Consider the following 22,085-nt stretch of genomic DNA (forward strand, 5'->3'; position numbering starts at 1 on the left):
TGAGAAATCGTACGGTTCAGGATTTGGGGCGCTGCGCGGCCTTGTGAGCCGCCAGCGCTGCGAGGCGTTCGTTGCGTTGCTGCGTCAGCGCGGCAATCCGGTCGGGCGACGGCTGATGCGGCCAGGCTGCTATCACCCGGTCGACATTCGGGCTTTGATAGACTTCGGGTCCTGCCGATGCAGCGGCCAGCTCTTTGTAGAAACCGGTGTAGCGCGCGCAGTAATCGGGGATGCCGCCGGGCGCATTGAGCTCGATGGTCTCCAGCGGCCCGAGGAACGACCAGCGCAGACCCAGGCCGTCCTTCACGGTGTGATCGAGATCCTCCGCAGAGACGTAACCTTCGCCGACAAGACGAAACGCCTCGGCGAGCAAAGCGCCCTGTAGGCGATTGAGAATAAAACCGTTGATCTCGCGGTTGACGGTCACGGGGACCTGCCCAATCTCGCGATAGATCTCACGCGCGCGGTCGATGGTCTCCTGCGAGGTCCAGGATGCGCCGCATAGTTCGACCAACGGCACCAGATGCGGCGGGTTGACGGGATGACCGACAAGACATCGCGCGCGCCCCGGAAGCGCTTCCGTGAAGCGAGAGGCGACGATGGCCGAGGTGGATGACGCGAGCAATGCGCCCGGAGGCGCAAGACGATCCAGCTCGGAAAAGATGGCGATCTTCTGATCGACATTTTCAGGGCCGTTCTCCTGCACGAAGGAAACGTTCTTCACCGCATCGGCCAGACTTTCCGCGATCGAGATGCGCGCGGCGGCGCCGTCGGGATCATTGGCAAGTCCGTGGCGGGCGAGCGCATGCAGTTCATCTCGAATAAGCCCGGGCGCAGCATCCAGCGTCGGGCGATGCGGATCGGTCAATCGCACGGTCCAACCTGCGCGGGCGAAGATCGTTGCCCAGGCCCGCCCAATCAAGCCAACGCCAACAATCGCTACATGTCGATTATTCAGTGTCATTGATGTTCTCACAGCCACAGCACCTTGCGGCGCAGATCGAGATCGTCACGCAGGGCCTTCGACGGCCCCTGATGAATGACCTTGCCCCGTTCCAGCGCCACCGTCGAATCGGACAAAGCCAAAGCGAGATCGAGATTATGATCGACGATGATAATGGCAATTTCCTTGCGGAGCCGGTCAAAGGTTTCAAACAACTGCTCCACGACCGCGGGCGCCAATCCTTCGAATGGCTCATCAAGCAACAAGACGCGGACGTCGCCCGACAGTGCGCGCGCCACGGCCACCATCTGCTGCTCGCCGCCTGACAGATAATCGGCGGGACTGTCGAGACGCTCACGAATGCGCGGGAAATAGTCGTAGATGCGCTCGCGGGTCCAATGCACGCCATTGCCAGTCTGCCGCTTCAGACCACCAAGTTCGAGATTCTGCTCGACGGTCATGCCTGCGAACAAGGCGCGTCCCTGCGGTACGTAACCGATGCCGAGCCGCGCGGCTTCCGCAGACGACAGGCCGATCAACTCGCTGCCCGCCAGTTGAATAGAGCCATTCGAAGCCGGTGCGATCCCGATCAACGACTTGAGCAAGGTCGACTTACCCGCGCCATTGCGCCCGAGCAATGCGATGATTTCGTTCTCGTGCAGGGTAAAATTGACGTCGTTGAGAATATGACTCTTGCCATAGAACGTATCGACATTCTTCACCGACAGCAGCGGCTTCGCCCCCGCCGCGGTCTCACGGGGGCGCGCAGCCACAGCCGTCGTACCCGACCCGATATAGACTTCCTGCACCTTCGGGCTGGACCGCGCCTCTTCGACGGAGCCATCCAGCAATACGCGTCCCTCATTCATGACGGTGACGTGGTCGGCCAGCTGGAACACCCGATCGATGTCATGCTCGACCAGCAGAACCGGCAAATCGGTCGAGATGCGCTTGATGATCGCACCGATACGTTCACGTTCGGCAGCAGCGAGGCCTGCAAGCGGTTCGTCAAGCAACAGGACGCGCGGCGCCGTGGCCAGCGCGACGCCCATGTCGAGCAGGCGTTGACCGCCGTAAGACAGCATGCCCGCCTCTGCCTTCTCGATTCCTGCGAGGCCGAGATAGCGGATCACCGCATCGGTCTCCGCGTTGATTGCGCCAATCGATAGCGCGTTGGTCACGGGATCGAAGCGCCGCGGATGCCGTGCTTGCACCGCGAGGCGGATATTTTCGCCAACGCTGAGCGCGGGAAACAGGTTGGTGATTTGGAACGAACGCCCAATACCTGCCCTCGCAATATCTTCCGGCGTATGGCCGGCGATAGGCCTGCCCATCAGCGACACACTGCCCTGATCCGGCTTGTACATGCCCGACAGCAGATTGAACGCGGTGGTCTTGCCGGCACCGTTCGGACCGATCAGCGCATGCAGCGTGCGATCGGCGATGGCGATGTCGACGCCCTGCACCGCCTTGATGCCACCGAAGCTCTTCACCATATGGCTGGCGGCAAGCACAGCGCCATCGACGGACGATTTCGGCTTCAGGAATTCCGGCAACGGCAATACTTCGATGCGCCGCGCCGACATCGCCGCGTCTTCTTCCACTTTCTTGCGGAATGGCGCGATCAGCCGCTCGCCCATGCCGATCAGGCCGGTAGGCGAGAAGATGATGAAGCCAACGAAAACGAGACCGAACCAGAACAACCAGTTCTCAGAATAGATGCCGAGAAACTCACGAAACAGAATGAAGAAGAGCGCGCCCAACGCCGGCCCGAGGAAACTGCGCATGCCGCCGATCACGACCATGGCCAGCAACTCGCCGGAGAACGCCACCGAAATGGGATCCGCCGACGTCATCCGGTTTTTGTAGAGCAGCAGAATGCCAGCCAGCCCGGTGATGGTAGCCGACAGCACGAAGGCGGCGAGCTTGTAGCGATTGGTGGGGTAGCCGAGGAAGCGTGCACGCTGTTCGTTTTCGCGGATCGCCACCAGCACCGAACCGACCGTGGAATTATGGAAGCACCACAGCAGGACCAGCACGAGAAACGCGATCAGCGCCACGAACCAGTAATAGGTCGCACCCGCATCGAGGTCGAAGCCAAGCAGTGCCGGCCGGGTGATGCCGCCAAGACCGTTCTCGCCACCGGTGACGTCGGTCCAGCGGAACGAGACGCTGTAGAGCATGGCCGCGAGCGCCAACGTCAGCAGCGAGAAATACACGCCGCGGCGGCGCAGGATCAGGTAGCCAAAGGCAGCCGCCGTGATGGCCACCACGACAAGTGCAAGCAGCGTCGGCCCGACGAATGAATTCGGCATCCAGTTGCGCTGGATCAGCGCTGCAGCATAAGCCGCGAGGCCGAACCAGGCGCCATGACCGAACGAGACGAGACCGGTGTGCCCCACCAGGATATTCAGAGCCATGCAGGCCAGTGCAAAGACGACGATCTCCGTCGCCGACGTCACGGTCAATCCGAGCGCCAGCAAGATCGGCGGCAGGATGAGCAAGCCGATGCCCGCGATCAGCAATGGAACGGGAAGACGATTCAACATTGGCATCGCCTTACTCGAACCGCATGATGCGTTCGCCGAACAAGCCGCGCGGCCGGAACAGCAACACCAGAAGCATCAACAAATAGATCGCCGCCGTGGACGCCGCCGAATAGCCGATGCCGACCATGACGCCCTTGACCAATCCGACCAGCAGCGCAGCGATCACCACGCCCCAGAACGAGCCGAGGCCGCCGATCACTACCACCACGAAGGCGGGCGTGATGATCTCCTGCCCCATCGCCGGATGGATCGAATAGATCGGCGCCAGCAACACGCCCGCGAGTCCCGCCAGACCAATACCCAGGGCTGCGACGACCGACATATAGGGCTGCAGCGAGATACCGAGCGCTCCGACCATGTCCGGATTTTGCACGCCGGCCCGGACCACACGGCCGAATGAGGTCTTCTGCAGCAGCACCCAGAGCCCGACCACACAGGCCACGGCAATGCCGAGCAACACCACGCGATAAAACGAATAGATGAAGCTTCCGATCGCGACCTGACCTCGCAGCGCTGGCGGGATCGAATAGGACAACGGCGGCGCGCCGAAGATCATGCGCAAGGCCTGCTCGGCGACCATCGCGAGCCCGAAAGTCAGCAACAGCGAGAGAATGGGATCTGACCGATAGAAGCGCCGGAACAACGTCCGCTCGATGACAACACCGAGCAGCGCAACGACAACGGGGGCCACGACGAATGCGCCACCGAAGCCGAGATAGGGCGAAATGACAAGGGTAAGATAGGCGCCGATCGCATAGAACGCGCCATGCGCGAGATTCACGATGCCGCCGAGCGAGAAGATCAGCGACAAGCCGAGCGCAATCAGAAGATAATAGACACCATCAAGCAGCCCATTGAGGATCTGCTGGGTGAGCAACATGGCGGACATGATATGGGCTCCGCAGTCGCGCGCCGGCGCGCATCTGACAGGGGTCGGAAGGACGAGACCGAAGCAACTCGCGAGCAGAATGTCGGCGTCTCGCCCGAAAGCGAAACGCCGACATTGTTGCTAGCTCGGGAATTTGCAGACGTTCTCTTCCGCGGTGGACGCGATAACTTCGAGCGGTTCATCCGGCCCCGGGACGGCCGGGCTCGATGAGAAGATGTCCCACTGGTTCTTGATCTTGTCGGCAGGCAGCGCCGTCACCGCATACATTTCGTGCATCAGCTGATGATCCGATGCGCGGAAGTAGCCGGGACGTGTCTTCAGCAAATCGAACTTCGCGCCCTTCTCGAAATACTCGATGATCTTCGGCGACTCGGCCGATTTCAGCTCGTTGATGCTCTGTGCCACGATCTTGGTGGCGATGTAGTCGCCCCAGGCCTGGTTCTCCGGCGGCTTGTTGTACTTCTTGGTGAAGGCCGAGACGAAGGCCTTGCTGCCAGGCGTGTCCAGCAGATGATGCCAGACCACAGGCCAGGTGCCGACGAAATTGCCCTTGCCTGCAGCCCAGGCCAGAGCCGTGTCGAAGCCGAAACCGCCGACCGGGAAAGTCAGACCGAATTCGGCATACTGCTTGAGGAAGTTGGTGATCTGGTTGCCGGCAAGATTGATCACCACGAGATCAGGCTTGGCCTCGCGTATCTTGAGGAGATAGGCAGAAAAGTCCGTGGCGTCGGTGGGCACCAGGTCGTCGCCGGCGAAATTGCCGCCATTGGCCTGCATGAAGCGCTTCGACACGCTGAGCAGGTCATGGCCGAAGGCATAGTCCGCCGTGAGCGAGTACCACTTCTTGCCCTTCACCAGACCGTCGCGCAGGAACGAGCGGCCGACCGTCTTCACATACATCGAGTTCTGCGACTCGACGTGGAACATGTAGCGCTGGCAGTCCTTGCCGCGTAGCGCATCGGAATTTCCACCGGTGTTGATGAACAGCGTCTTGTTGCGCGTGGCGACCTGCGCGATGGTCAGACACGATGCCGAAGAAATTTCGCCGATGATACAGGCAACCTTGTCGCGCTCGATCATGCGCTCCGCCTTGGTCGAAGCCGTCTGAGGATTGATCGAGTCCTCCTTGAGCAGCTCAACCTTGCGCCCCATCATGCCGCCAGCGGCATTGATCTCTTCGATGGCGAGGTCGATGGCCATGACGCCATATTCGCCGAGCGGGCCGAGAAAGCCCGTGCGCGGCGTGAGATGGCCGATGCGGATGACCTCGGAGGTCTGCGCGCTCAGGACCGATGGTGCAGAGAGGCCGGAAGCAAGTGCGAGACCGCCTGCGGTCTTCAGCAGACTGCGGCGCGTGAATTGATTGGTGTTCGACATCAGATTCGTCTCCCTGATACGGCCGCGCGGCGCGGCTGTTTCCCCTCCGGCAGGCGCCGCACTCTTCTGTTGAGAGGGCTTTGTCCGCTTGCCGTGATCTGTGATCACAGTTAGAGTTGCAAAAGACGGGGACTTTGTCGAGTCCCTCCCTGCAATTTCGCGACGATACCCGGAGACCGCGTTGAACCTGCCGACTGCACTGACCCTTGTGGAGCCGCTCGACCGCCAGACGCTGGGCGAGCGCGCATATGCGCAACTGGCGGATCTGCTCATCTCGGGCAGGCTCGCGCCTGGCGAAAAGCTGTCATTGCGTACGGCCGCCGAGGTGCTTGGCGTGTCCATAATGCCGGTGCGCGAGGCGGTGTCGCGGCTTGTGGCCGACAAGGCATTGGAAGTCGCGGCAAACCGTGCCGTGCGCGTGCCCGTGATGTCGGCCACGCAGTTTCGCGATCTGACGAAGGTGCGTATCGCTATCGAGGGTCATGCCGCAGCAGAGGCAGCGCGACTACGTGGCGACACTAATCTCGCTTCCATCGCTACCGCAGAAGCGGCCATGCGCGCAGAAAGTGAATTGAAGGCACCCGACCTGCCGCGCGCCGTCGAACTCAACAAGACGTTTCACTTTGCCGTTTACGAGGCCGCGCAATCGCCGATCCTGGTCGAGATCATCCGCGCGCTCTGGCTCAAGGCTGGCCCCGTCATCAATCTCGATCTGCGCGGCAATCCCGATCGCCTGGCCAAAGGTGAAGCCATTCGGTTTCATGCGGACGTTCGCAAGGCGATCGAGATCGGTGATGCCGAAGCTGCCAAAGTCGGGATCGCTGCCGATATCACCAGCGCGGCCAATTTCATCCTGTCACGCGGCGGCCTCGCCGCCTAGTTCTCACAAAGTCCCCGGAGCCACCATGGATCTCAACATCAAGGGTTTGCGCGTCATCGTTACCGCGGGCGCCAATGGCATAGGCCTCGCCATCGCCCGCGCCTTTTCCGGTGAAGGCGCCAAGGTTCATGTCTGCGATGTGGACCAGGCTGCTCTTGCCGCACTCACAGCGAGTGATCCCGCAATCACACAGACACATTGCGACGTCGCTGATCGTGCGTCAGTTCAAAGACTGTTCGATGAGGCAACAGCTAAACTCGGCGGCCTCGATGTCCTCATCAACAATGCCGGCGTCGCAGGCCCGACCGCCAAGGTCGAGGAGATGCATCCCGATGACTGGGACCGTTGCCTGAACATCTGCCTGACCGGCCAGTTCAACTGCACGCGCCTCGCCGTACCGCTGCTACGCCAGAGCAGCAATGGCTCCATCGTCAACCTGTCCTCGGCAGCTGGCCGCGTGGGCTTCGCGATGCGCTCGCCCTATGCCGCAGCAAAATGGGGCGTCATCGGCTTCACGAAATCGCTCTCCATCGAGCTCGGCCCCGACAACATCCGCGTCAACGCGATCCTGCCCGGCCTCGTCGCCGGCGATCGCCAGCGCCGCGTGCTGGAAGCCAAGGCGCAGCAGCGCGGCATTTCCTTTGCGGAGATGGAGAAAACGGCGTTCTCCTATACGTCAATCAAGGACTACGTCACTCCGGAGCAGATCGCCGACCAGATCCTGTTCCTGGCCAGCCCACGCGGACGTACGATCTCGGGCCAGGCTATTTCGATCTGCGGCGACACCCAAATGCTAGGCTAGCCGTCGATGCTCAAGACCCGAGCAAGCCAACCGACGATACTGCGAAGCAGTCTCTAATTTCTAAGTTTGCAGTGGATCAGGTACGGACACCGCGAAGCCAATGCTTTATGTCGGCCGGAACGCGCTGCACGAAATAGGCAGAACGCGAGCTTTCCGCTTCATCGCCGCGATCATCGTCGCGACGATAGCGGCTATGATCACCGCAGCTTTTCAGACAAGCTAGCTGTTGCGCTGTCGGTCGTACTCGCGAAGGAATGTCAGACCGTACACCGTCAAACGGTGGTGATCTTTCTCACCGCTGTCCACCAGCTCGTCGAGGTGCATGGAAAGCTTTTGCCGAACTCCGAGCGCCTCGGAATGACCTGAGAGCGCCCCGTAGATGTCGAGGGCGCGATCGACGACCTGGATGTTCATGGCTGGCCTTTATGATGGCAGAGGCCATCTGTATCCGACGCGCGGTGCGGCGGTTGTCCAATGTAAAGCTCGCCAGCGCCAAATGTTCCAGACTTTCTCAATCACCGGCAGATCCCGGCCGCCGAAGCAGCCGGGTATCTGTGTCACATCTCGGCTTCAGCTTCGACGTTGACGACCGACTTTGCCAGACTGGTCAGCGCAGCGTCCGTAGCCTTCTCTTCCTTCAGAGTCGCGTCGAGCAACGAGGCCGCATCCGACATGCCCAGTTCTTGCGCCCATGTACGGAGCGTGCCGTAGCGAGACATCTCGTAATGCTCCACCGCCTGAGCGACTGCCAGGAGGCCGGCATCGAGCGCGGGCATGCCCTTGTACTCGGTCATGATCTCGGTACCCTCCTTCGTGATGCCCATGATGGCTGCACAGGTCTTCGCGACGGGCTTCTTGCCGGCAATCTTGAACACGCTCTCTAGGCGCTTGATCTGACCTGCGGTTTCCTTCTGATGTTTCAGGAAGGCCGCCTTCAGGCCCTTGTCGTGAGCGGCCTTCGCCATCTTCGGCAGGGTTGTGAAGATCTTCTTCTCGGCGAAATACACATCCTTGAGGGTATCGTGGAAAAGGTCGGCGAGCAGCTTGGGCTTTTTAGCCATGGGGTTTCTCCAATAAAAAGCCCCCGCTGATGCAGGGGCCTCGCATTCTCTGGTTGAGGTTATTCACGCCCGACAAGTCGCCGTAAGGATTTACGTTCCAGCAGACGAGGAAGGACCTCGAATATCAGCCTTTGCCTGCCCAGATCGGGCGTTCCCCTAGCCATGGCGGCAGCGCCTCCCACTCGGCAGATCTCATCCGGCGCTCCTCGCCGCCAACATTGATGAAAACAAACGGTGCATCTTCCTGCCCCGTCTTGGAGCCGGCGAACATCGCTGGTGTACCGTACGCATCTCGAATAGCCGTCTTGATCGACATGTTGTCCTCGATCTGTGAGCTTGCGATTTCGTGACTCTGATCCATCATCACTGCGTCAACAGGCGTGCAGTTCGATAGCTGCTGGAACGTCCGGTACTAGCACGACAGAATCTACACTACTTCTTTCTGACCGCGCCCAGCGCGGGCATGATCTTGGGACCGCCGCCTTTGAGGCTCTCTGCAGCAGCGATCGTCTTGACCGGCACCTTCTTCGGTTTCTTGGTTTCGCGATTTCCCTTGGCCATATCGTACTCCCGCTATGTGAGCCCGAGCGTTACCACGGCTGGCACTGAAAGACCGATTTATTATCACCGCTCTCTCGCCAACCTCCCACCGATTTGTTCCAACTCCCAGCCCTCGAAGATACTGATGGCTATTCGCAAAGAAAGAGCGCACCCTGCGCTCGCGCGCCTTGATGACCCTGATGGTCCCTGCCGAGCGCGCTGCTTTTGTCACGAAATTGTCCGATATGCCGCGGCTGGCGCAGCATTGCCAATTTTGAGCGATTGCCCTTTCAACTTTGAAATCGCGAGGCAGCAGATTGACGGTGTTCAGCCGCATTGCATTCATTGGCAATTCACTTCCACGCCGATGTGGGATCGCCACGTTCACTACCGATCTGCAAAGTGCAGTAGCAGCCGCCCGCGCAGACTCCAAAACCGTCATCGTGGCGATGACCGATCACGGTCATTTCTATGACTATCCAGCCACCGTTGGCATTCAGATCAATGACGGGCTGATCAACGACTACATACGTGCTGCGGAATTCCTGAACAACGGCCATTTCGACGTTGTGTCGCTTCAACATGAATTCGGTATCTTCGGCGGCGAAGCCGGGAGCGATATCATCCAGCTTCTCTCGCTGCTCAAGATGCCGATCGTGACGACGCTCCATACGGTTCTTGCAGAGCCCACCGCCGCACAAAAAGATGTCTTCACACGCGTTGTCGAGATGTCGTCGAAGGTGGTGGTGATGGCGGAGAAAGGTCGGGAACTGCTTCGGACCATCTATCAGGTCGCCGAAGAGAAGATCGAGATCATTCCACATGGAATTCCGGAATTCGCTTTTGTGGAACCCGACGATGCAAAAACGAGGCTCGGCTTTGCCGGCAGGTCTGTCATTCTGACGTTCGGCCTGCTTTCGCCCAATAAGGGCATCGAATTCATGATCGATGCGATGCCGTCCATCCTGAGCACCTGTCCCGGTGCGGTCTATGTCGTATTGGGTGCAACCCATCCAAATCTGGTACATGACGAAGGTGAGACCTATCGCAGAATCCCTCATTGCAAGGGCCCGCGAAGCTGGCGTCGCGGATCACGTTGTCTTCCTTGATCGTTTCGTTGATCAGGAGACCCTGCTCGATTTCATCTCGATGTGCGATGTCTATGTCACGCCTTATCTGAACGAATCTCAGATGACGTCAGGCACCCTGGCCTATAGTTTTGGCTTGGGAAAGGCCGTGGTATCGACTCCCTATTGGCATGCCCGTGAATTGCTTGCCGATGGCCGCGGCATCATCGTCCCATTCGCGGATGCGGATGCGATCGGCACCGAGATCGAAAAGCTTCTGATCAATGCGCCACTGCGCCAAGCGATGCGCAAACGCGCCTATGCCAGCAGCCGCTCCATGACCTGGGAACGGACGGCCGATCGATACATGTCCGTTTTCGAGAACGCGGCTCGGCGCCACCGGCTCAAGACCATTGCAAAGTCGGATACGAGTACGCTCCTGCGAGATAGTCGCGCACCTCCCGAGATGCGCATTGGTCACTTCTTGTCGATGTGCGACGATACCGGGCTATTCCAGCATGCGGTCCACTGTGTTCCGGATCGCTTGCATGGCTATTGCATCGACGACAATGCCCGCGCGCTGCTGCTGGCATGCGCATTGAACACGCCGGGGGAACTGCGTCTGTCGGAGGTCCTGACCTCTCGCTTTGCATCTTTCGTCCAGCATGCGTGGAATCCTGAGACGCACCGGTTTCGAAATTTCATGGCTTTCGATCGCAGCTGGCTGGAAGAAAGCGGATCGGAAGACAGTCATGGGCGCACGCTTTGGGCGCTGGGCGTTTGCGCTCTTTCGGATGCAAACCCCTCTCGGCGGACCTGGGCCGCAGCACTCTTTGCCGAGGCTTTACCAAAGGTCGGCGATTTCCTCTCGCCCCGTGCCTGGGCGTTCGTGTTGCTGGGACTCGATGCGTATTGCACGACCGTCACCGACAATAGCCGTGCCAATGCAATCCGGACGATTCTGGCCGACAGGCTCGTCTCGCTTCTTGAGAAAGTCGAGACGAGCGATTGGGTGTGGTTCGAAAACGGACTTTCCTATGACAACGCTAGACTCTGCCAGGCTTTGATTCTCACCGGCACTGCAATGAAACGGCCGGACTATCTCAATGCCGGGCTGAGAAGCCTGCGCTGGCTGTTGACACAGCAGACCTCGGCCAGCGGTCAGTTCAGGCCGGTGGGGACGGAGGGATTTCACGACATCCGGCGCCAGCCGCGCAGCTTCGACCAACAGCCTGTCGAGGCTGCTGCCACCATCGCGGCCAGCCTTGCGGCGTGGCGCGCCGACCAAAACATCGAATGGAAGAGCGAAGCCGCCCGGGTCTTCGCGTGGTTCCTCGGCAGCAATGACCTTTCTATCCCGCTCGTCGATCTTGAGACAGGAAGCTGCCGTGACGGATTGCATCCGGACCGTGCGAATGAGAACCGCGGTGGCGAGTCAGTCGTATCCTACCTGCTCGGACTATCCGAAATTCGGCACATGGCACGTATCGCCGAGGATCAATCCAAGTCCGCGACCCGCGTAGCCTGATCACGGCGCGCTCCCCTCTCAGCAGACAATTGAGATTCCTTTTGCCCTCATCTCCGATACTGAATCGCCAGGCGCTCTATCTCCGGCCCGATGCATCCCGAGTCATCGTACGACCGTTTAAACCAGCAACGGAGCCACGCGATCTCAATCCGACAGATAAAACGCGCGCCAATCATATCGTCGACCGGATTCTTGCGCTCAGTCCCGAGCAGGCAGAACATCAGTTGGCCGACGTGCTTGAAAACTTTCTGGGCCGCCACCGGAATCTGCTTCAGACATTCGAGGCCCGGGCTGACGAAATGGAAGATGCGTTCCACGACCATAGCCGGTTCACGACGATTCAGCGTCAGCTAGTCGGCGCCTATTTCCTGAGTGAATACTCGTTTGAAGCGTCAGCCCTCTTCAATCCGAGCATCGTGCCTCACCCCGATCAGTCGGGAACGACAGCTGGCGCCCTGCGCTTCATCCTCAGCCTGCGCGCAGTCGGTGAAGGCCATGTGTCATCCCTGACATTTCGCACAGGCCTTGTAGATACCGACGGGACCGTCAGCATCGACCCGACCGCACGCCTCGCATCAAATCCGGCAGTTCAACACCTCGGGTCTGGGCCTGGCGGGGAGGATGTCGCCGTCACGTTTCGTAGCAGCGAGGATATCAGCGAGCGGGTCATTTTTCCAATTACGGAGTCGCAATCGAACGGCATCGAGGATGCGCGCTTCGTGAAATTCGAGCATTCCGAGCGAACGGTCTATTACGCGACTTACACGGCCTATAGCGGCAGGGCGATCCGCTCGGAGATCATCGAGACGTCCGACTTCGTCACGTTTCGCTTTTCAGCCCTCAGAGGCAGCGCATCACATAACAAGGGCATGGCACTTTTCCCCCGGAAAATCGACGGGCGGTTCGCGATGATCGCGCGGCAAGACAATGAAAACCTCTACCTGATCTATTCGGATGATCTTTATACATGGGATGGCGGCACGCCGATCCTGAAGCCGGCCGCCCCTTGGGAGTTCATTCAAATTGGCAACTGCGGCTCACCTATCGAATTAGACGAGGGCTGGCTATTGCTGACACACGGTGTCGGCCCGGTCCGCAAATATTCGATAGGAGCAGCACTGCTCGACAAAAATGACCCGACGAAGGTGCTGGGGCGCCTGGACGAACCGCTCCTTCGACCTGCGCCGTCCGAGCGCGAAGGATATGTGCCGAACGTCGTCTATACATGCGGCGCAATGCGGCATGGCGATCAAATTATCTTCCCGTATGCGATTTCGGACAGTTACTCGAACATCGCGACGATCGATATAAGAAGCCTGCTCGCAGCGATGGACAAATAAGAGCTGACTTAGTTTTCCCGTAGATGCAATCGGACGTGGCTTCTCAGCACGCCCAGCTCATCCGTGGTCGGCACCTTTCACCAAACAGCAAATAGAACTCTTGGGAGACGCACAGTGACCGGTGAAAAATCAAGAGCGCTCGTTCTCGGAACGACAGTCTTTTGGAAGAACGATAAGAATGACTTTGGCACCGTGATCGCCAAGGACTGGAGCAGCGTCACGGTCAAATGGGATAGCCGCCCCAGCCAGACAATCATGCACAACGATATGGATAGCTGCACTGCCGCCTGAATTTACTTAGCCCCAACGAGCCTTCCTGACCATCATTCGCGAAAGCCGACGCGACACCAACCAGCCGCTGAACTCATCGCAAAACGCCCGCCGGGACAAGTCCGACGGGCTGCCAGTTATGTGGTCATTTGGGCGACAGCCGGACGCCACCAGACTTGCGGCGCCGGGCAAAAGAGGCCCGATCAGCCAACCCGCAGGTTTTCTGCCGACGTCTTGCCACGGTTAGCCACTTCCTCGAAGCTGACCTTGGCCCCTTCATTCAAAGTGCTCAGCCCCGCCTTCTCGACGGCCGAGATGTGAACAAAGACGTCTTTGCTGCCATCGTCCGGCTGGATAAAGCCGAAGCCCTTCGTCGCATTGAACCATTTTACTACGCCAGTGGTCACTTCAGTTCTCCCGGTTGTCTCTCAACGATAGCAACCCTGAATTCAGGGAGGAGTCAATCAAGCAAACTTCCATCTCCTGAATTGATGCGGCTGTCCGCTGCCAGGACGACGGGTGGCGGTCGTCCGCCCGCGATGCCGCGATGCGACAGCGGCTTTAGGCAACATAATCTCCGGGAATCCCAACCGACGTGCTAATGTCACTGAAGCCCAGTGCGGGCGGAGGACGAAACCATGGCCAAAGGCGAACAACGGAACAATCGTGAAGTAAAGAAACCCAAGAAGGACAAGGCCAAGACAATCGCGGCAGCTCCGACCATGAAGGGCCTAATGCACCCCGAGGCGGAAAAGCCCCGAAAGAAATAGTCGAACAGAGCGCATCGTCAACATAGCTGCGGCATCTGAGGTCACGGGCACCCGGCGCATGGCCATGTGCTCGACCGCGCTATTGCGTTCGCAGCAACCGAGAACCGTCAAGTTCAATCAAAATGTCCAATCCCCTTCCGGGGCGCTCCGACGCGCATCGGCGATCATGCCAGATGGAGCAATCATGACACGTGAAGACCTGGAACTGATCCGTGAGATCGTCCTGCACGGCGGCGCAAAATATACGGCTGGCAATATCGACCGCAGCAAATACCAGCGCCTTGTCGATCTCGGGTGGCTATCGCCCCTCGTCATGAACAAGACAGACATTGCCTATGAGACGACAAAAGCGGGCGAAGTGGCGGCGAGCTGACCCAGCCCCCGGGGAGCGGCTCTAGCCCCGCGCGACGATTTTTCCGGTCGCGAACTGTTCCAAAGCGTAGAGCGCACTTTCCTCATACGTCGCACCCGGCAGCGGTTCTGCGACCACGATCAACTGGCCAATGGTCAATTGAACCATGCCATCCAGGATGTCGTAACTGGCTTCGTACGTCACGCCGGCCAATACCAGTTCGACATAGCCATGCCAGAAACCCTTCAACTCCGACTCCCAACCAGGTCGATAAATGTCTGAAGCTCTGCAGAAAAGCGCTCAGCCTGCCTGGCATCCAGCCATAGTTTTATCGTCGACGTCGCCGACAGGACAAAGGCAACCCCGAAACCGCCCGCATTTGGCACGCACAGCGCCGACCAGCTGTCAGCTTCGCTCACGATCTTCCGTTCGTTGGGAGTTCCCGTTTCCAGAACGTGATTGATCTGGATCTTAAGCTCGATTGCATCGTCGAACGACAGGGAAATCTCCTCTCCGCTGAAGTTCAAAATGAGCCAGCAATCTTTTTGCTTGGATTTAACGTCGGAGGTGAAATTGAAGGGCATGGTGGAACCATGCGCCTATGCCCGTGACGGTCAATCAAATTCGTCGCGACACCATGCGACTTGATGCACAGCCCTTCCGTAGCCGCCTAGCTGCCTGCCGATCGGAAGCAAGTTTCATGTGGCAGCCTAGGTCTGCACGCTTTAACTGGACGTTGCGGTCTCGCATTTGAGTCGCACTGAAGCGTAGACAAAGGGCGATCAAATGGGCGACGGGTGGCAACCAATCAGCACCGCACCGAAGGACGATGAAAGGATCATCGTTGCGGGTGGAACATGGATACGCGGAAACAAGGACAAGCTGCCTCAGGCATTTCCATGCCTCGTCATCTGGGACGAAACCGAGTGGCTCATTTGCGACAATGAAGGGCCGCGAGCGCTCATACGGGGTCCCAAAGTCTGGATGGCAATCCCGCCCGCTGACTTGCCTTCAGCATCGGAACTGCTGAAGACGATCTGACGCATTTCATTAACCATACGATGCTACCCGTCCTGTAGCGCGGATCTTGTCGAGCGCACCGCGCCAACTCTGGAGTCGCAGATGCAGGTCATCGAAATCACGGACCTCGTCGAGGCAAGACGCGCTCGTCTGGCTCAATATCACGGGCTGCCGCGCGCACTTCAGCTGAACGGGCAAACAGTCACGGGATCGGTGAGATCTGTCGTGATGGATGCATCGGCAGCAAAGTGGACTGTAAAGCTCGTTGCAACGCCACCTATCGTTGACAGAAAATATCGTCTGCGCCGCTCAGCCTAGAGCCGGACGCAGACCCGCACGACGACATCCGGCTTTCTTCAGCCCCATCATACCGCAGCCGTATGTATCCCCCCTATTCTCCTGAACCAGCCATCCAAGGCGCGGGCAGTCCGGCGGATTGATCTCAGCGATTCCGGGCGGCAAATCTGAACCTTCGAATTAGGTCGACTCCCGAACATAAAGGGAATCTACTGCACCGCATCATCGCCCGTCCTTAGGCATTCACCGGTGACAGAGAGTTCGGTCGCGCTCCCGCCCAATGTCTCGGGACTGCCATGCCTACCTCCGAATGTACTTTGGAATCGCAACAATACAGGTCCGGACGGTGAAAGCTTCTCACCTTGATGCTGAGCACGCCGCCATGATCGCGCTTGCGGCAGCTGCTCAACTCCCTCACGGAGACGAGCGAACGCTTGCCATGCGAAAAGCCGGACAACTGCAACTAATCGCAGATGCGAAGAAGCATCGGCTACAGAAGCCGGAAGTGTGAAGACCTATCCAGTAATCCAGCTACTAACTCGCGATCGGCGCTTTGGCAGCGACACAATTCGTGCTTCCAAAATAATATCTTCCATTCGTAATTTCCAGCTGGAAGCGTAAGATCTGAAGATCATCGCAAGAACCTCGGCTTTTACCGGCGTCTATGAGCACTGTTTCCCCCTCAACAAGGGGGGGGCCATATCAGAGCGTTGGACGATCAATATCCGGGATCGGCCTCTGCCTCTGGTACTACTGTCCCTTCTCTTGGCTCTTCTTAATTGTTGGCGCCGTCGTTATTCAGCAGGGCTAAATCACCTCCGGTCAGAACGCGTCATAATCTGCGTGACGCCAAATCCTCGATTGAACGGAAGCAGATCTTGCGCGATCTCAGCTTGAGGGGAGCTCTCAATGTCAGAGCTGGAATTCAGTTCCGTGAATGATCTTCAACACACGCCACAGCACGCCAGATGTAACGAGCAGTCCGAATATGATGCAGCGGTCGAGGTCGCTGCGAAGGCAATCAGAAAGACCTGGGATACGATGGGCGACATGCCATCACCGCTTTACGAAGATGAAGCGCGGCAACTCGGTAGAGCAGCACTCGATGCCATTATCGCTTCGCAACCAGTCATTCGGACGACCACATGACCTCCATCAGGCTGGCAGACACCCAGCATCTGACGACGGCCTTCCATGAACGGCACGCGTGCCGCTCGGTACAGACGTTTGGCAGCCGCCCAAAGCAGTCCCGAGGTGTACCGGCTGCTTATACTTCTTGCCGACGAAGCCGAAAAAGGAATCCTCTGCATCTCAACCTTCAAACACCGACGTCCACCCCACATTGTCGCAAAATCAACGTGAAACGCGTGCGCGGCACGCAGTCATCGCGCGGACAACATCAGCTTTATTTCCCCCACCACTGCAAGGACATGAACCGTTGAATTGGCTACCTATAGACACCGCACCACAAGACGGAACGCCAATATTCCTGGCTGGCGGATACGATGACAATTCGGATCATGCCATGGAATCCGAGGCAGAAAAAATGCGAACCGCCTGCCGCGCATGGTGGAACGACGGCGACTGGATTATTACCCTGGCTGAAGCAGGATGCGTCAACGTCACCCGGATCAATCCCACGCACTGGGCACCTATTGAAGAACCGCGCTAGCCCAGCAAGATCGGATTGCCTTGCGGGCAAGGCCGCGTTGCGGCACTTTTAACAATCAGTCAAACAGAGGCTCAGAGTAAAATCCGCCTGCCAGGACCTCGAAAAGCGCTGCGTTTCCATCATACCGAGCCTTCCATCGCGTGCTGCTGAAGCCACTGTCGAACAGATCACCATCCTCCTGCACCTGCCATTCCCAGAAAAGCAAAGGATGTGGAGTGACTGTGACTTCCAAGTTTGGTTGGCGATACATAGCCACCATATCGAGCCTCACTTTCGAAACAGCATTTACAAAAGGTCGCTTCCTGCCTGTTTATCTGAAGGCGCCGCGCGCCCTTCTGCAGCGATCAGTGCGCTTGCTCTTGACAGATGACAGGCGGAGCGCCTCTCATTCTGCAGCGATGATGACACCATCGAACCAGCCACCGACGACATTCACCATGCGCTCCTGAGTCGTCGCGTCAATCCAATTTACAGCGGGCCTCCACCAATCCGTCGGCCATATATCCGCCGTGCCCGGATTGACGTAGCCGATTATCCGCCATCCATCCTGCGAGGCTAAACACGATGCGCGTCGCGATGTTAGCGCCTATATCCTGGCGAACTCCTCCCCGGCACTACGGCCCGTGGGAACTCGTGACAAGCTTGCTGACGGAGGCGCTGCTTGTGCGGGGAGTTGACGTCACACTGTTTGCCACGAAGGACAGTTTGACGTCGGGAAATCTCGCCGGTGTCGTCCCGGCGCCGTACTCTGAAGACCCGTCGCTCGATGCCAAGGCGTGGGAACTCCTGCATGTTGCGAATGTCTTTGAGCGGGCCGGCGAATTCGACATCATCCACAATCAGGCAGATTTTGTACCGCTGGGCTTCTCTCGCCTTGTGAACACGCCAGTCGTCACAACCATTCACGGCTTTTCATCAGCCCGCATTGTTCCGGTTTTCAAGGAATATGAGGATCATGTCCATTATGTCGCAATCAGCGATGCCAATCGCCATCCCGACCTTCGCTACGCGGCAACGATCCATCACGGCATTCCTATCGACGAGTTTCCCTTCGATCCGAGTGGCAGCAACGATCTTCTATTCTTCGGTCGCATTCATCCCGATAAAGGCGCTGCCGAAGCGATAGCAACTGCCGAAGCGGCAGGCCGCCACCTCATCATGGCCGGTATCGTTCAGGATGCGGACTATCATCGACGTCATGTGTTGCCAGCACTGGGAAGGTCCGCGACTTATCTCGGTCCGGTCGGAGGTCTGGAGCGGACACGCGTTCTGGGATCTGCACGGGCATTGCTTCACCTGATCAATTTCGACGAACCATTCGGGCTATCAGTTGTTGAGGCGCTTGCCTGTGGAACACCGGTGATCGCGCGTAACCGCGGATCGATGCCCGAATTGATTACAGATGGCGTGACAGGTTTCCTGGTCAATAGCGCCCTCGAAGCCGTTCAAGCCGTTGAGCGCATTGGTGAACTGGATAGACGCGCCTGCCGGGCGGCGGTTTCTGAGCACTTTACCGTCGATAGAATGGCAGATCGCTACTTGGCTCTATACCAATCTATCCTGCGCTAACCGACGGGGAACCGCAGCGAGAGCGAGATCGCCTTCAGGCTGTTTGCCGCCCTCGTCCACATACATTGAACACATAGACGTCGTAATGTTCGTTGAGTTCGGGCTTTCGCCGAGCTTTATGGATCCAAACATGATTGCTATTTCGACACAGGTTCAGGCGCCTGATGACTTTCAGCGCGTGGCGTTCGACATAAGGCACGGCAACCGCCGAATTGCGTGTACCCTGACGACCAAGTTTCCAACCAAAGATCAGGCCAAAAGGTACTTCCACGCCAACAGGCCGCTGATCGAAAAACTGGCGCGCGAGCAGATGGAACTGGTTGCAGCCAACGACGGTGAGATCAAGCTGGTGATGATTTAAGAGTGGTCTGCCATACTTGCCGTTTCCGAAAAGCAAAGGCACAATCTCGTCTTCGAATTGAATCAAGCGATGACGCAAGGGATACCCACTATGGCGAAGTCGCTACTCTCCAGACATGACCTCGAACATGCGGCATTGCTGCAAATCCGCAGTTGCTACGGGTGCGAAGACGTCACGGCCGTGATCATTGACGAGATCGCAGACCCTCGCTTTGAGACGAACTGGGGCATTCTCTCACTTCACCGAGCAGCCGACGTGCAATTGAGGCTCACCGCAGAGCTCAATACAGTCCGCGCGATTGACGGCACGCAAGAAAGATTGCGCAAGCTCTACAACCTCAAGACTAACTGAGCTCGCTTAATCTGCTGGTGAAGCGTAACGCGAATACACCGGTTCGACGCTTTTGATATTCGCTCTGCGCCATAAGCGCCTGTCCAACTCAAAAGAACTTAGTGCCCACGCGTGACGTTAAGTTGCTCGCGGGCGCGCATTCGGGCTCAACGGCGCCAATCAGATCCCGCCCATGCAAAGACATTTAATCTCGAGATAGTCATCGATCCCGCCTAGCCACGCAGCGATCTCGCAAGAGATAAAGTCATCTCACACGTGTCAGGGTTCGAGCTTCGCTTCCTTCACGATGATCGACCAGCGGTCGACCTCCGAGTTGATGAGTTGCTGCAGGGCCGTGCGACCTTGCGCAGATGGCGCCTGCGCCGCCAGTTCGGCGAAGCGCGCCTTGACGTCTTCATTCTCAAGCGACTTGGCGAGCGCCGCTTCCAATCTGGCGATCACTTCGGGCGGCGTGCCGGCAGGGGCCGCCAGCGCATTCCACACTTGCAGATCGAATTTCGGCAGATTGCTTTCGACGAAGGTCGGCACGTCGGGTGCCTGCGCCAATCGCTGCGGCCCGGTGACGCCGATGGCCCGCACCAGCCCGTTCTGATGCGCCGGAATCATCGTGACGGTTTGGTCGATCACCGCCTCGATATTGCCAGCGATCAAATCCTGGATGGCAGGCCCCGAGCCACGATAGGGCACCAGCATCGCGTTGGTCTGCGTCAGATAGAGCAACATCGCTGCGGCGAGCTGCGCGGTCGAGCCCGCCCCGGATTGCCCGAAAGTGATGCGGTTGTTCGGCACCTTGAGACGCTCGACCAGTTGACTCAGATTCTCGATGCCGCTCTTTTTGCTGACCGAAAGCATCATCGGGACATTCGCGAACACGCCGATGCCGGTCAGGTCCTTGCGCGGATCGAAGCCCAGATTCGGGTACAGTGGCACGATCGCCGCCATCGAGCCCATATTGCCGAAATTGAGCGTGTAGCCATCGGGTTTGGCCCGAACCACGCGCTGGGTGCCGATCGTGCCGCCAGCGCCGCCGACATTCTCGACGATCACCGTCTGTTTGAGTTCGGCGCCGAGTGCCTTGGCGAGAATGCGAGCCAGCACGTCCGTGGTGCCGCCGGCCGCATAGGGCACGACCAGCGTGATCGGGCGGTCCGGATAGTTGTCCGCGCGTGCCGACGTAAGCGAAGCTGCGATCCAGAGCAGTGCAATGAACAGACGGCGCACGTAGAGCCTCCCCTTGATATTTGCCGATGCGACGCTTCGCGCGCCTTTGTTGTCCTTCTGGCATACTCGCCGGGGCTCCGTCCCATAGGCTGTTGCTCTGAGGGGTATAAGATCGGGCACCGGCCCCATCGCCGCCGCCGCTGGCAATGGCCAGCGAAGTGCGGTTCGGTGTAAGCAGACGAGCTTGCCCGCATCTTCACTGGATCGATGCCTTGGAACTGAGACAGCTTCGCTACTTCGTCAACGTGGTCGACATGGGCAGCCTGTCGAAGGCCGCGGTGCTGCTCGCAGTGTCGCAGCCCTCGCTGAGCCAGCAGATCGCCGCGATGGAGCACGACCTGGGCGTGCCGCTTCTGCTGCGTAGCGCGACGGGCGTGAAGCCGACCGATGCGGGTGCCAAACTGTATCGTCATGCCCGCATCGTATTGCGGCAGATGCAGGAGCTCACGGCCGACATTGCTGACGAGGGCGCCGGCGCAGTCGGACCCGTGGCTGTCGGCCTTCCCACCAGCATCGCCTCGGTGCTCGCCGTGCCGCTGGTGGAGCGCCTGCGGCACGACCATCCCGGCGTGAAGCTCCAGCTCTTCGAGAGCTTCAGCGGCTATCTCAACGAGTTGCTGGCCAATGGCCGCCTCGACATGGCCATTCTGTTTCGCGGCTCCGACGCGCCGGGCATGACCGTCAGGCCGCTGTTTACTGAGCAATTGTCCGTATTTGGCGCCCCCGGCATAGGCGATCCCGAAGCGACGACCTGCGATCTCGCATCCCTGGCCGATGTCCCGATGGTTCTTCCGGACAGAACCAACGGGCTGCGCCTTCTCGTCGAGCAGGCGTTCTCGGAAGCTGGTGTGCCACTGAATGTGATATCCGACATCGACTCCCTGCCGGTTATGATGAAACTCGTACGCAACGGCACCGCCGCGACGATCAACTCCTCCGGGGTCGCCCGGGTCGCAGAAACACCCATCCTGTCGAGACGGCTGGTGAACCCCGCCATCAATCGCACCGTGGGTCTCTGCCTGCCCACCGGCATTCCGCAGACCGCGGCCGCACTGGCTGCGGAAGAGACCATCCGCACACTGGCGCGCGAACATGCCGCGATCTGGGACAAGGCCCCTGACTGACACGCCATTGGTTCAGCCTATACCTGCGATGGCAAACCAGTATGCCCCCAGCGTGCACCGACGCGGTTAAGAGTGCGCGGAGCAAAACTGTCGGGACAGCAG

25 protein-coding genes and 1 pseudogene are annotated in these 22,085 nt (G+C 58.8%); 14 read left to right on the forward strand and 12 right to left on the reverse strand.

The genetic code is table 11. The annotated features are described in order from the left end of the window. Positions 1-16 precede the first annotated feature (16 nt). The 4 genes from RSO67_RS10215 to RSO67_RS10230 form a co-directional block, all read right to left on the reverse strand. A complete protein-coding gene (locus RSO67_RS10215; RefSeq protein WP_315843384.1) occupies positions 17-964 on the reverse strand; it encodes a 3-hydroxyacyl-CoA dehydrogenase in 948 nt (315 codons plus the stop codon). An 8-nt stretch (positions 965-972) separates the two neighbouring features. Further along, complete coding sequence (locus tag RSO67_RS10220) at positions 973-3,492, reverse strand: branched-chain amino acid ABC transporter ATP-binding protein/permease (protein WP_315843385.1); 2,520 nt, start codon at positions 3,490-3,492, stop codon at positions 973-975. Positions 3,493-3,502: 10 nt separating this feature from the next. Beyond that, entirely contained in the window at positions 3,503-4,381 is an 879-nt protein-coding gene (locus RSO67_RS10225) for a branched-chain amino acid ABC transporter permease (protein ID WP_068734877.1), read from the reverse strand. A gap of 120 nt (positions 4,382-4,501) precedes the next feature. Further along, on the reverse strand, positions 4,502-5,758 hold the full coding sequence (locus RSO67_RS10230) for an ABC transporter substrate-binding protein (protein WP_315843386.1): 1,257 nt from the start codon (positions 5,756-5,758) through the stop codon (positions 4,502-4,504). 181 nt (positions 5,759-5,939) lie between these two features. Here RSO67_RS10230 and RSO67_RS10235 point away from each other — a divergent pair, with 181 nt between their 5' ends. Next, positions 5,940-6,638: a GntR family transcriptional regulator gene (locus tag RSO67_RS10235; protein ID WP_315843387.1), complete on the forward strand. Its 699-nt coding sequence runs from the start codon at positions 5,940-5,942 to the stop codon at positions 6,636-6,638. Between the two features lie 25 nt (positions 6,639-6,663). Beyond that, positions 6,664-7,440: an SDR family oxidoreductase gene (locus tag RSO67_RS10240; protein WP_315843388.1), complete on the forward strand. Its 777-nt coding sequence runs from the start codon at positions 6,664-6,666 to the stop codon at positions 7,438-7,440. Positions 7,441-7,659: 219 nt separating this feature from the next. Here the strand turns inward: RSO67_RS10240 and RSO67_RS10245 are convergent, their stop codons facing one another. From RSO67_RS10245 to RSO67_RS10260, 4 genes are all read right to left on the reverse strand, one after another. After that, positions 7,660-7,854, reverse strand: coding sequence for a hypothetical protein (locus RSO67_RS10245; RefSeq protein WP_315843389.1), 195 nt, complete (start codon positions 7,852-7,854; stop codon positions 7,660-7,662). A 143-nt stretch (positions 7,855-7,997) separates the two neighbouring features. Continuing rightward, positions 7,998-8,501 carry a ferritin-like domain-containing protein gene (locus tag RSO67_RS10250; RefSeq protein WP_315843390.1) on the reverse strand — a complete coding sequence of 168 codons (504 nt, stop codon included), beginning with the start codon at positions 8,499-8,501 and terminating at the stop codon, positions 7,998-8,000. A 124-nt stretch (positions 8,502-8,625) separates the two neighbouring features. Further along, on the reverse strand, positions 8,626-8,865 hold the full coding sequence (locus RSO67_RS10255; RefSeq protein WP_315843391.1) for a hypothetical protein: 240 nt from the start codon (positions 8,863-8,865) through the stop codon (positions 8,626-8,628). A gap of 68 nt (positions 8,866-8,933) precedes the next feature. Beyond that, positions 8,934-9,062 carry a hypothetical protein gene (locus RSO67_RS10260; RefSeq protein ID WP_256461248.1) on the reverse strand — a complete coding sequence of 43 codons (129 nt, stop codon included), beginning with the start codon at positions 9,060-9,062 and terminating at the stop codon, positions 8,934-8,936. Positions 9,063-9,358: 296 nt separating this feature from the next. On the opposite strand from RSO67_RS10260, the pseudogene RSO67_RS10265 reads away from it, so the two are divergent. The 3 genes and pseudogenes from RSO67_RS10265 to RSO67_RS10275 all read left to right on the forward strand — a co-directional run bounded on the left by RSO67_RS10265 (position 9,359) and on the right by RSO67_RS10275 (position 13,267). Beyond that, a pseudogene (locus tag RSO67_RS10265) lies at positions 9,359-11,636 on the forward strand (glycosyltransferase family 4 protein). A 41-nt stretch (positions 11,637-11,677) separates the two neighbouring features. Further along, on the forward strand, positions 11,678-12,976 hold the full coding sequence (locus tag RSO67_RS10270; RefSeq protein ID WP_315843392.1) for a glycoside hydrolase family 130 protein: 1,299 nt from the start codon (positions 11,678-11,680) through the stop codon (positions 12,974-12,976). Positions 12,977-13,090: 114 nt separating this feature from the next. Continuing rightward, entirely contained in the window at positions 13,091-13,267 is a 177-nt protein-coding gene (locus tag RSO67_RS10275; RefSeq protein ID WP_315843393.1) for a hypothetical protein, read from the forward strand. A 182-nt stretch (positions 13,268-13,449) separates the two neighbouring features. Here the strand turns inward: RSO67_RS10275 and RSO67_RS10280 are convergent, their stop codons facing one another. Then, positions 13,450-13,653: a cold-shock protein gene (locus RSO67_RS10280; RefSeq protein WP_068734860.1), complete on the reverse strand. Its 204-nt coding sequence runs from the start codon at positions 13,651-13,653 to the stop codon at positions 13,450-13,452. Between the two features lie 231 nt (positions 13,654-13,884). Here RSO67_RS10280 and RSO67_RS10285 point away from each other — a divergent pair, with 231 nt between their 5' ends. Next, positions 13,885-14,016 (forward strand): hypothetical protein, encoded by a 132-nt coding sequence (locus RSO67_RS10285; protein ID WP_256461247.1) that lies wholly within the window; start codon positions 13,885-13,887, stop codon positions 14,014-14,016. 184 nt (positions 14,017-14,200) lie between these two features. Continuing rightward, positions 14,201-14,389 carry a TenA/THI-4 family protein gene (locus tag RSO67_RS10290; RefSeq protein ID WP_315843394.1) on the forward strand — a complete coding sequence of 63 codons (189 nt, stop codon included), beginning with the start codon at positions 14,201-14,203 and terminating at the stop codon, positions 14,387-14,389. A gap of 21 nt (positions 14,390-14,410) precedes the next feature. Here the strand turns inward: RSO67_RS10290 and RSO67_RS10295 are convergent, their stop codons facing one another. Beyond that, entirely contained in the window at positions 14,411-14,617 is a 207-nt protein-coding gene (locus RSO67_RS10295; RefSeq protein WP_089266057.1) for a hypothetical protein, read from the reverse strand. Continuing rightward, on the reverse strand, positions 14,614-14,952 hold the full coding sequence (locus RSO67_RS10300; protein WP_315843395.1) for a hypothetical protein: 339 nt from the start codon (positions 14,950-14,952) through the stop codon (positions 14,614-14,616). Before RSO67_RS10300 ends, RSO67_RS10295 begins: the two co-directional genes overlap by 4 nt. A gap of 538 nt (positions 14,953-15,490) precedes the next feature. Here RSO67_RS10300 and RSO67_RS10305 point away from each other — a divergent pair. From RSO67_RS10305 to RSO67_RS10330, 6 genes are all read left to right on the forward strand, one after another. Further along, entirely contained in the window at positions 15,491-15,706 is a 216-nt protein-coding gene (locus tag RSO67_RS10305) for a hypothetical protein (protein WP_315843396.1), read from the forward strand. A gap of 888 nt (positions 15,707-16,594) precedes the next feature. Further along, the gene (locus tag RSO67_RS10310; protein ID WP_315843397.1) at positions 16,595-16,834 is read left to right on the forward strand and encodes a hypothetical protein; all 240 of its coding nucleotides are present in this window, start codon (positions 16,595-16,597) and stop codon (positions 16,832-16,834) included. A gap of 376 nt (positions 16,835-17,210) precedes the next feature. Then, the gene (locus RSO67_RS10315) at positions 17,211-17,357 is read left to right on the forward strand and encodes a hypothetical protein (RefSeq protein ID WP_315843398.1); all 147 of its coding nucleotides are present in this window, start codon (positions 17,211-17,213) and stop codon (positions 17,355-17,357) included. A 633-nt stretch (positions 17,358-17,990) separates the two neighbouring features. Further along, a complete protein-coding gene (locus RSO67_RS10320) occupies positions 17,991-18,926 on the forward strand; it encodes a glycosyltransferase family 4 protein (RefSeq protein ID WP_315843399.1) in 936 nt (311 codons plus the stop codon). A gap of 85 nt (positions 18,927-19,011) precedes the next feature. Then, positions 19,012-19,287 (forward strand): hypothetical protein, encoded by a 276-nt coding sequence (locus RSO67_RS10325; protein WP_315843400.1) that lies wholly within the window; start codon positions 19,012-19,014, stop codon positions 19,285-19,287. A gap of 90 nt (positions 19,288-19,377) precedes the next feature. After that, the gene (locus RSO67_RS10330) at positions 19,378-19,638 is read left to right on the forward strand and encodes a hypothetical protein (RefSeq protein ID WP_089266051.1); all 261 of its coding nucleotides are present in this window, start codon (positions 19,378-19,380) and stop codon (positions 19,636-19,638) included. Between the two features lie 258 nt (positions 19,639-19,896). Here RSO67_RS10330 and RSO67_RS10335 read toward each other — a convergent pair whose 3' ends face one another. Continuing rightward, positions 19,897-20,859 carry a tripartite tricarboxylate transporter substrate binding protein gene (locus RSO67_RS10335; protein WP_315843401.1) on the reverse strand — a complete coding sequence of 321 codons (963 nt, stop codon included), beginning with the start codon at positions 20,857-20,859 and terminating at the stop codon, positions 19,897-19,899. Between the two features lie 146 nt (positions 20,860-21,005). Here RSO67_RS10335 and RSO67_RS10340 point away from each other — a divergent pair, with 146 nt between their 5' ends. Beyond that, complete coding sequence (locus tag RSO67_RS10340; protein WP_315843402.1) at positions 21,006-21,983, forward strand: LysR substrate-binding domain-containing protein; 978 nt, start codon at positions 21,006-21,008, stop codon at positions 21,981-21,983. The last annotated feature ends 102 nt before the right edge of the window (positions 21,984-22,085 follow it).

The sequence above is a fragment of the Tardiphaga sp. 709 genome (assembly GCF_032401055.1).
GTDB lineage: Bacteria > Pseudomonadota > Alphaproteobacteria > Rhizobiales > Xanthobacteraceae > Tardiphaga.

Bases quoted from the DNA above. Each gene is read 5' to 3' on its own strand.
- RSO67_RS10250 (WP_315843390.1), bottom strand. From the start codon at position 8,501: ATGGCTAAAAAGCCCAAGCTGCTCGCCGACCTTTTCCACGATACCCTC.
- RSO67_RS10230 (WP_315843386.1), bottom strand. From the start codon at position 5,758: ATGTCGAACACCAATCAATTCACGCGCCGCAGTCTGCTGAAGACCGCA.
- RSO67_RS10340 (WP_315843402.1), top strand. From the start codon at position 21,006: ATGGCCAGCGAAGTGCGGTTCGGTGTAAGCAGACGAGCTTGCCCGCAT.
- RSO67_RS10225 (WP_068734877.1), bottom strand. From the start codon at position 4,381: ATGTCCGCCATGTTGCTCACCCAGCAGATCCTCAATGGGCTGCTTGAT.
- RSO67_RS10220 (WP_315843385.1), bottom strand. From the start codon at position 3,492: ATGTTGAATCGTCTTCCCGTTCCATTGCTGATCGCGGGCATCGGCTTG.
- RSO67_RS10215 (WP_315843384.1), bottom strand. From the start codon at position 964: ATGACACTGAATAATCGACATGTAGCGATTGTTGGCGTTGGCTTGATT.
- RSO67_RS10255 (WP_315843391.1), bottom strand. From the start codon at position 8,865: ATGATGGATCAGAGTCACGAAATCGCAAGCTCACAGATCGAGGACAAC.
- RSO67_RS10260 (WP_256461248.1), bottom strand. From the start codon at position 9,062: ATGGCCAAGGGAAATCGCGAAACCAAGAAACCGAAGAAGGTGCCGGTC.
- RSO67_RS10330 (WP_089266051.1), top strand. From the start codon at position 19,378: ATGGCGAAGTCGCTACTCTCCAGACATGACCTCGAACATGCGGCATTG.
- RSO67_RS10240 (WP_315843388.1), top strand. From the start codon at position 6,664: ATGGATCTCAACATCAAGGGTTTGCGCGTCATCGTTACCGCGGGCGCC.
- RSO67_RS10305 (WP_315843396.1), top strand. From the start codon at position 15,491: ATGCAGGTCATCGAAATCACGGACCTCGTCGAGGCAAGACGCGCTCGT.
- RSO67_RS10290 (WP_315843394.1), top strand. From the start codon at position 14,201: ATGACACGTGAAGACCTGGAACTGATCCGTGAGATCGTCCTGCACGGC.
- RSO67_RS10325 (WP_315843400.1), top strand. From the start codon at position 19,012: ATGTTCGTTGAGTTCGGGCTTTCGCCGAGCTTTATGGATCCAAACATG.
- RSO67_RS10310 (WP_315843397.1), top strand. From the start codon at position 16,595: ATGTCAGAGCTGGAATTCAGTTCCGTGAATGATCTTCAACACACGCCA.
- RSO67_RS10300 (WP_315843395.1), bottom strand. From the start codon at position 14,952: ATGCCCTTCAATTTCACCTCCGACGTTAAATCCAAGCAAAAAGATTGC.
- RSO67_RS10315 (WP_315843398.1), top strand. From the start codon at position 17,211: ATGGAATCCGAGGCAGAAAAAATGCGAACCGCCTGCCGCGCATGGTGG.
- RSO67_RS10245 (WP_315843389.1), bottom strand. From the start codon at position 7,854: ATGAACATCCAGGTCGTCGATCGCGCCCTCGACATCTACGGGGCGCTC.
- RSO67_RS10285 (WP_256461247.1), top strand. From the start codon at position 13,885: ATGGCCAAAGGCGAACAACGGAACAATCGTGAAGTAAAGAAACCCAAG.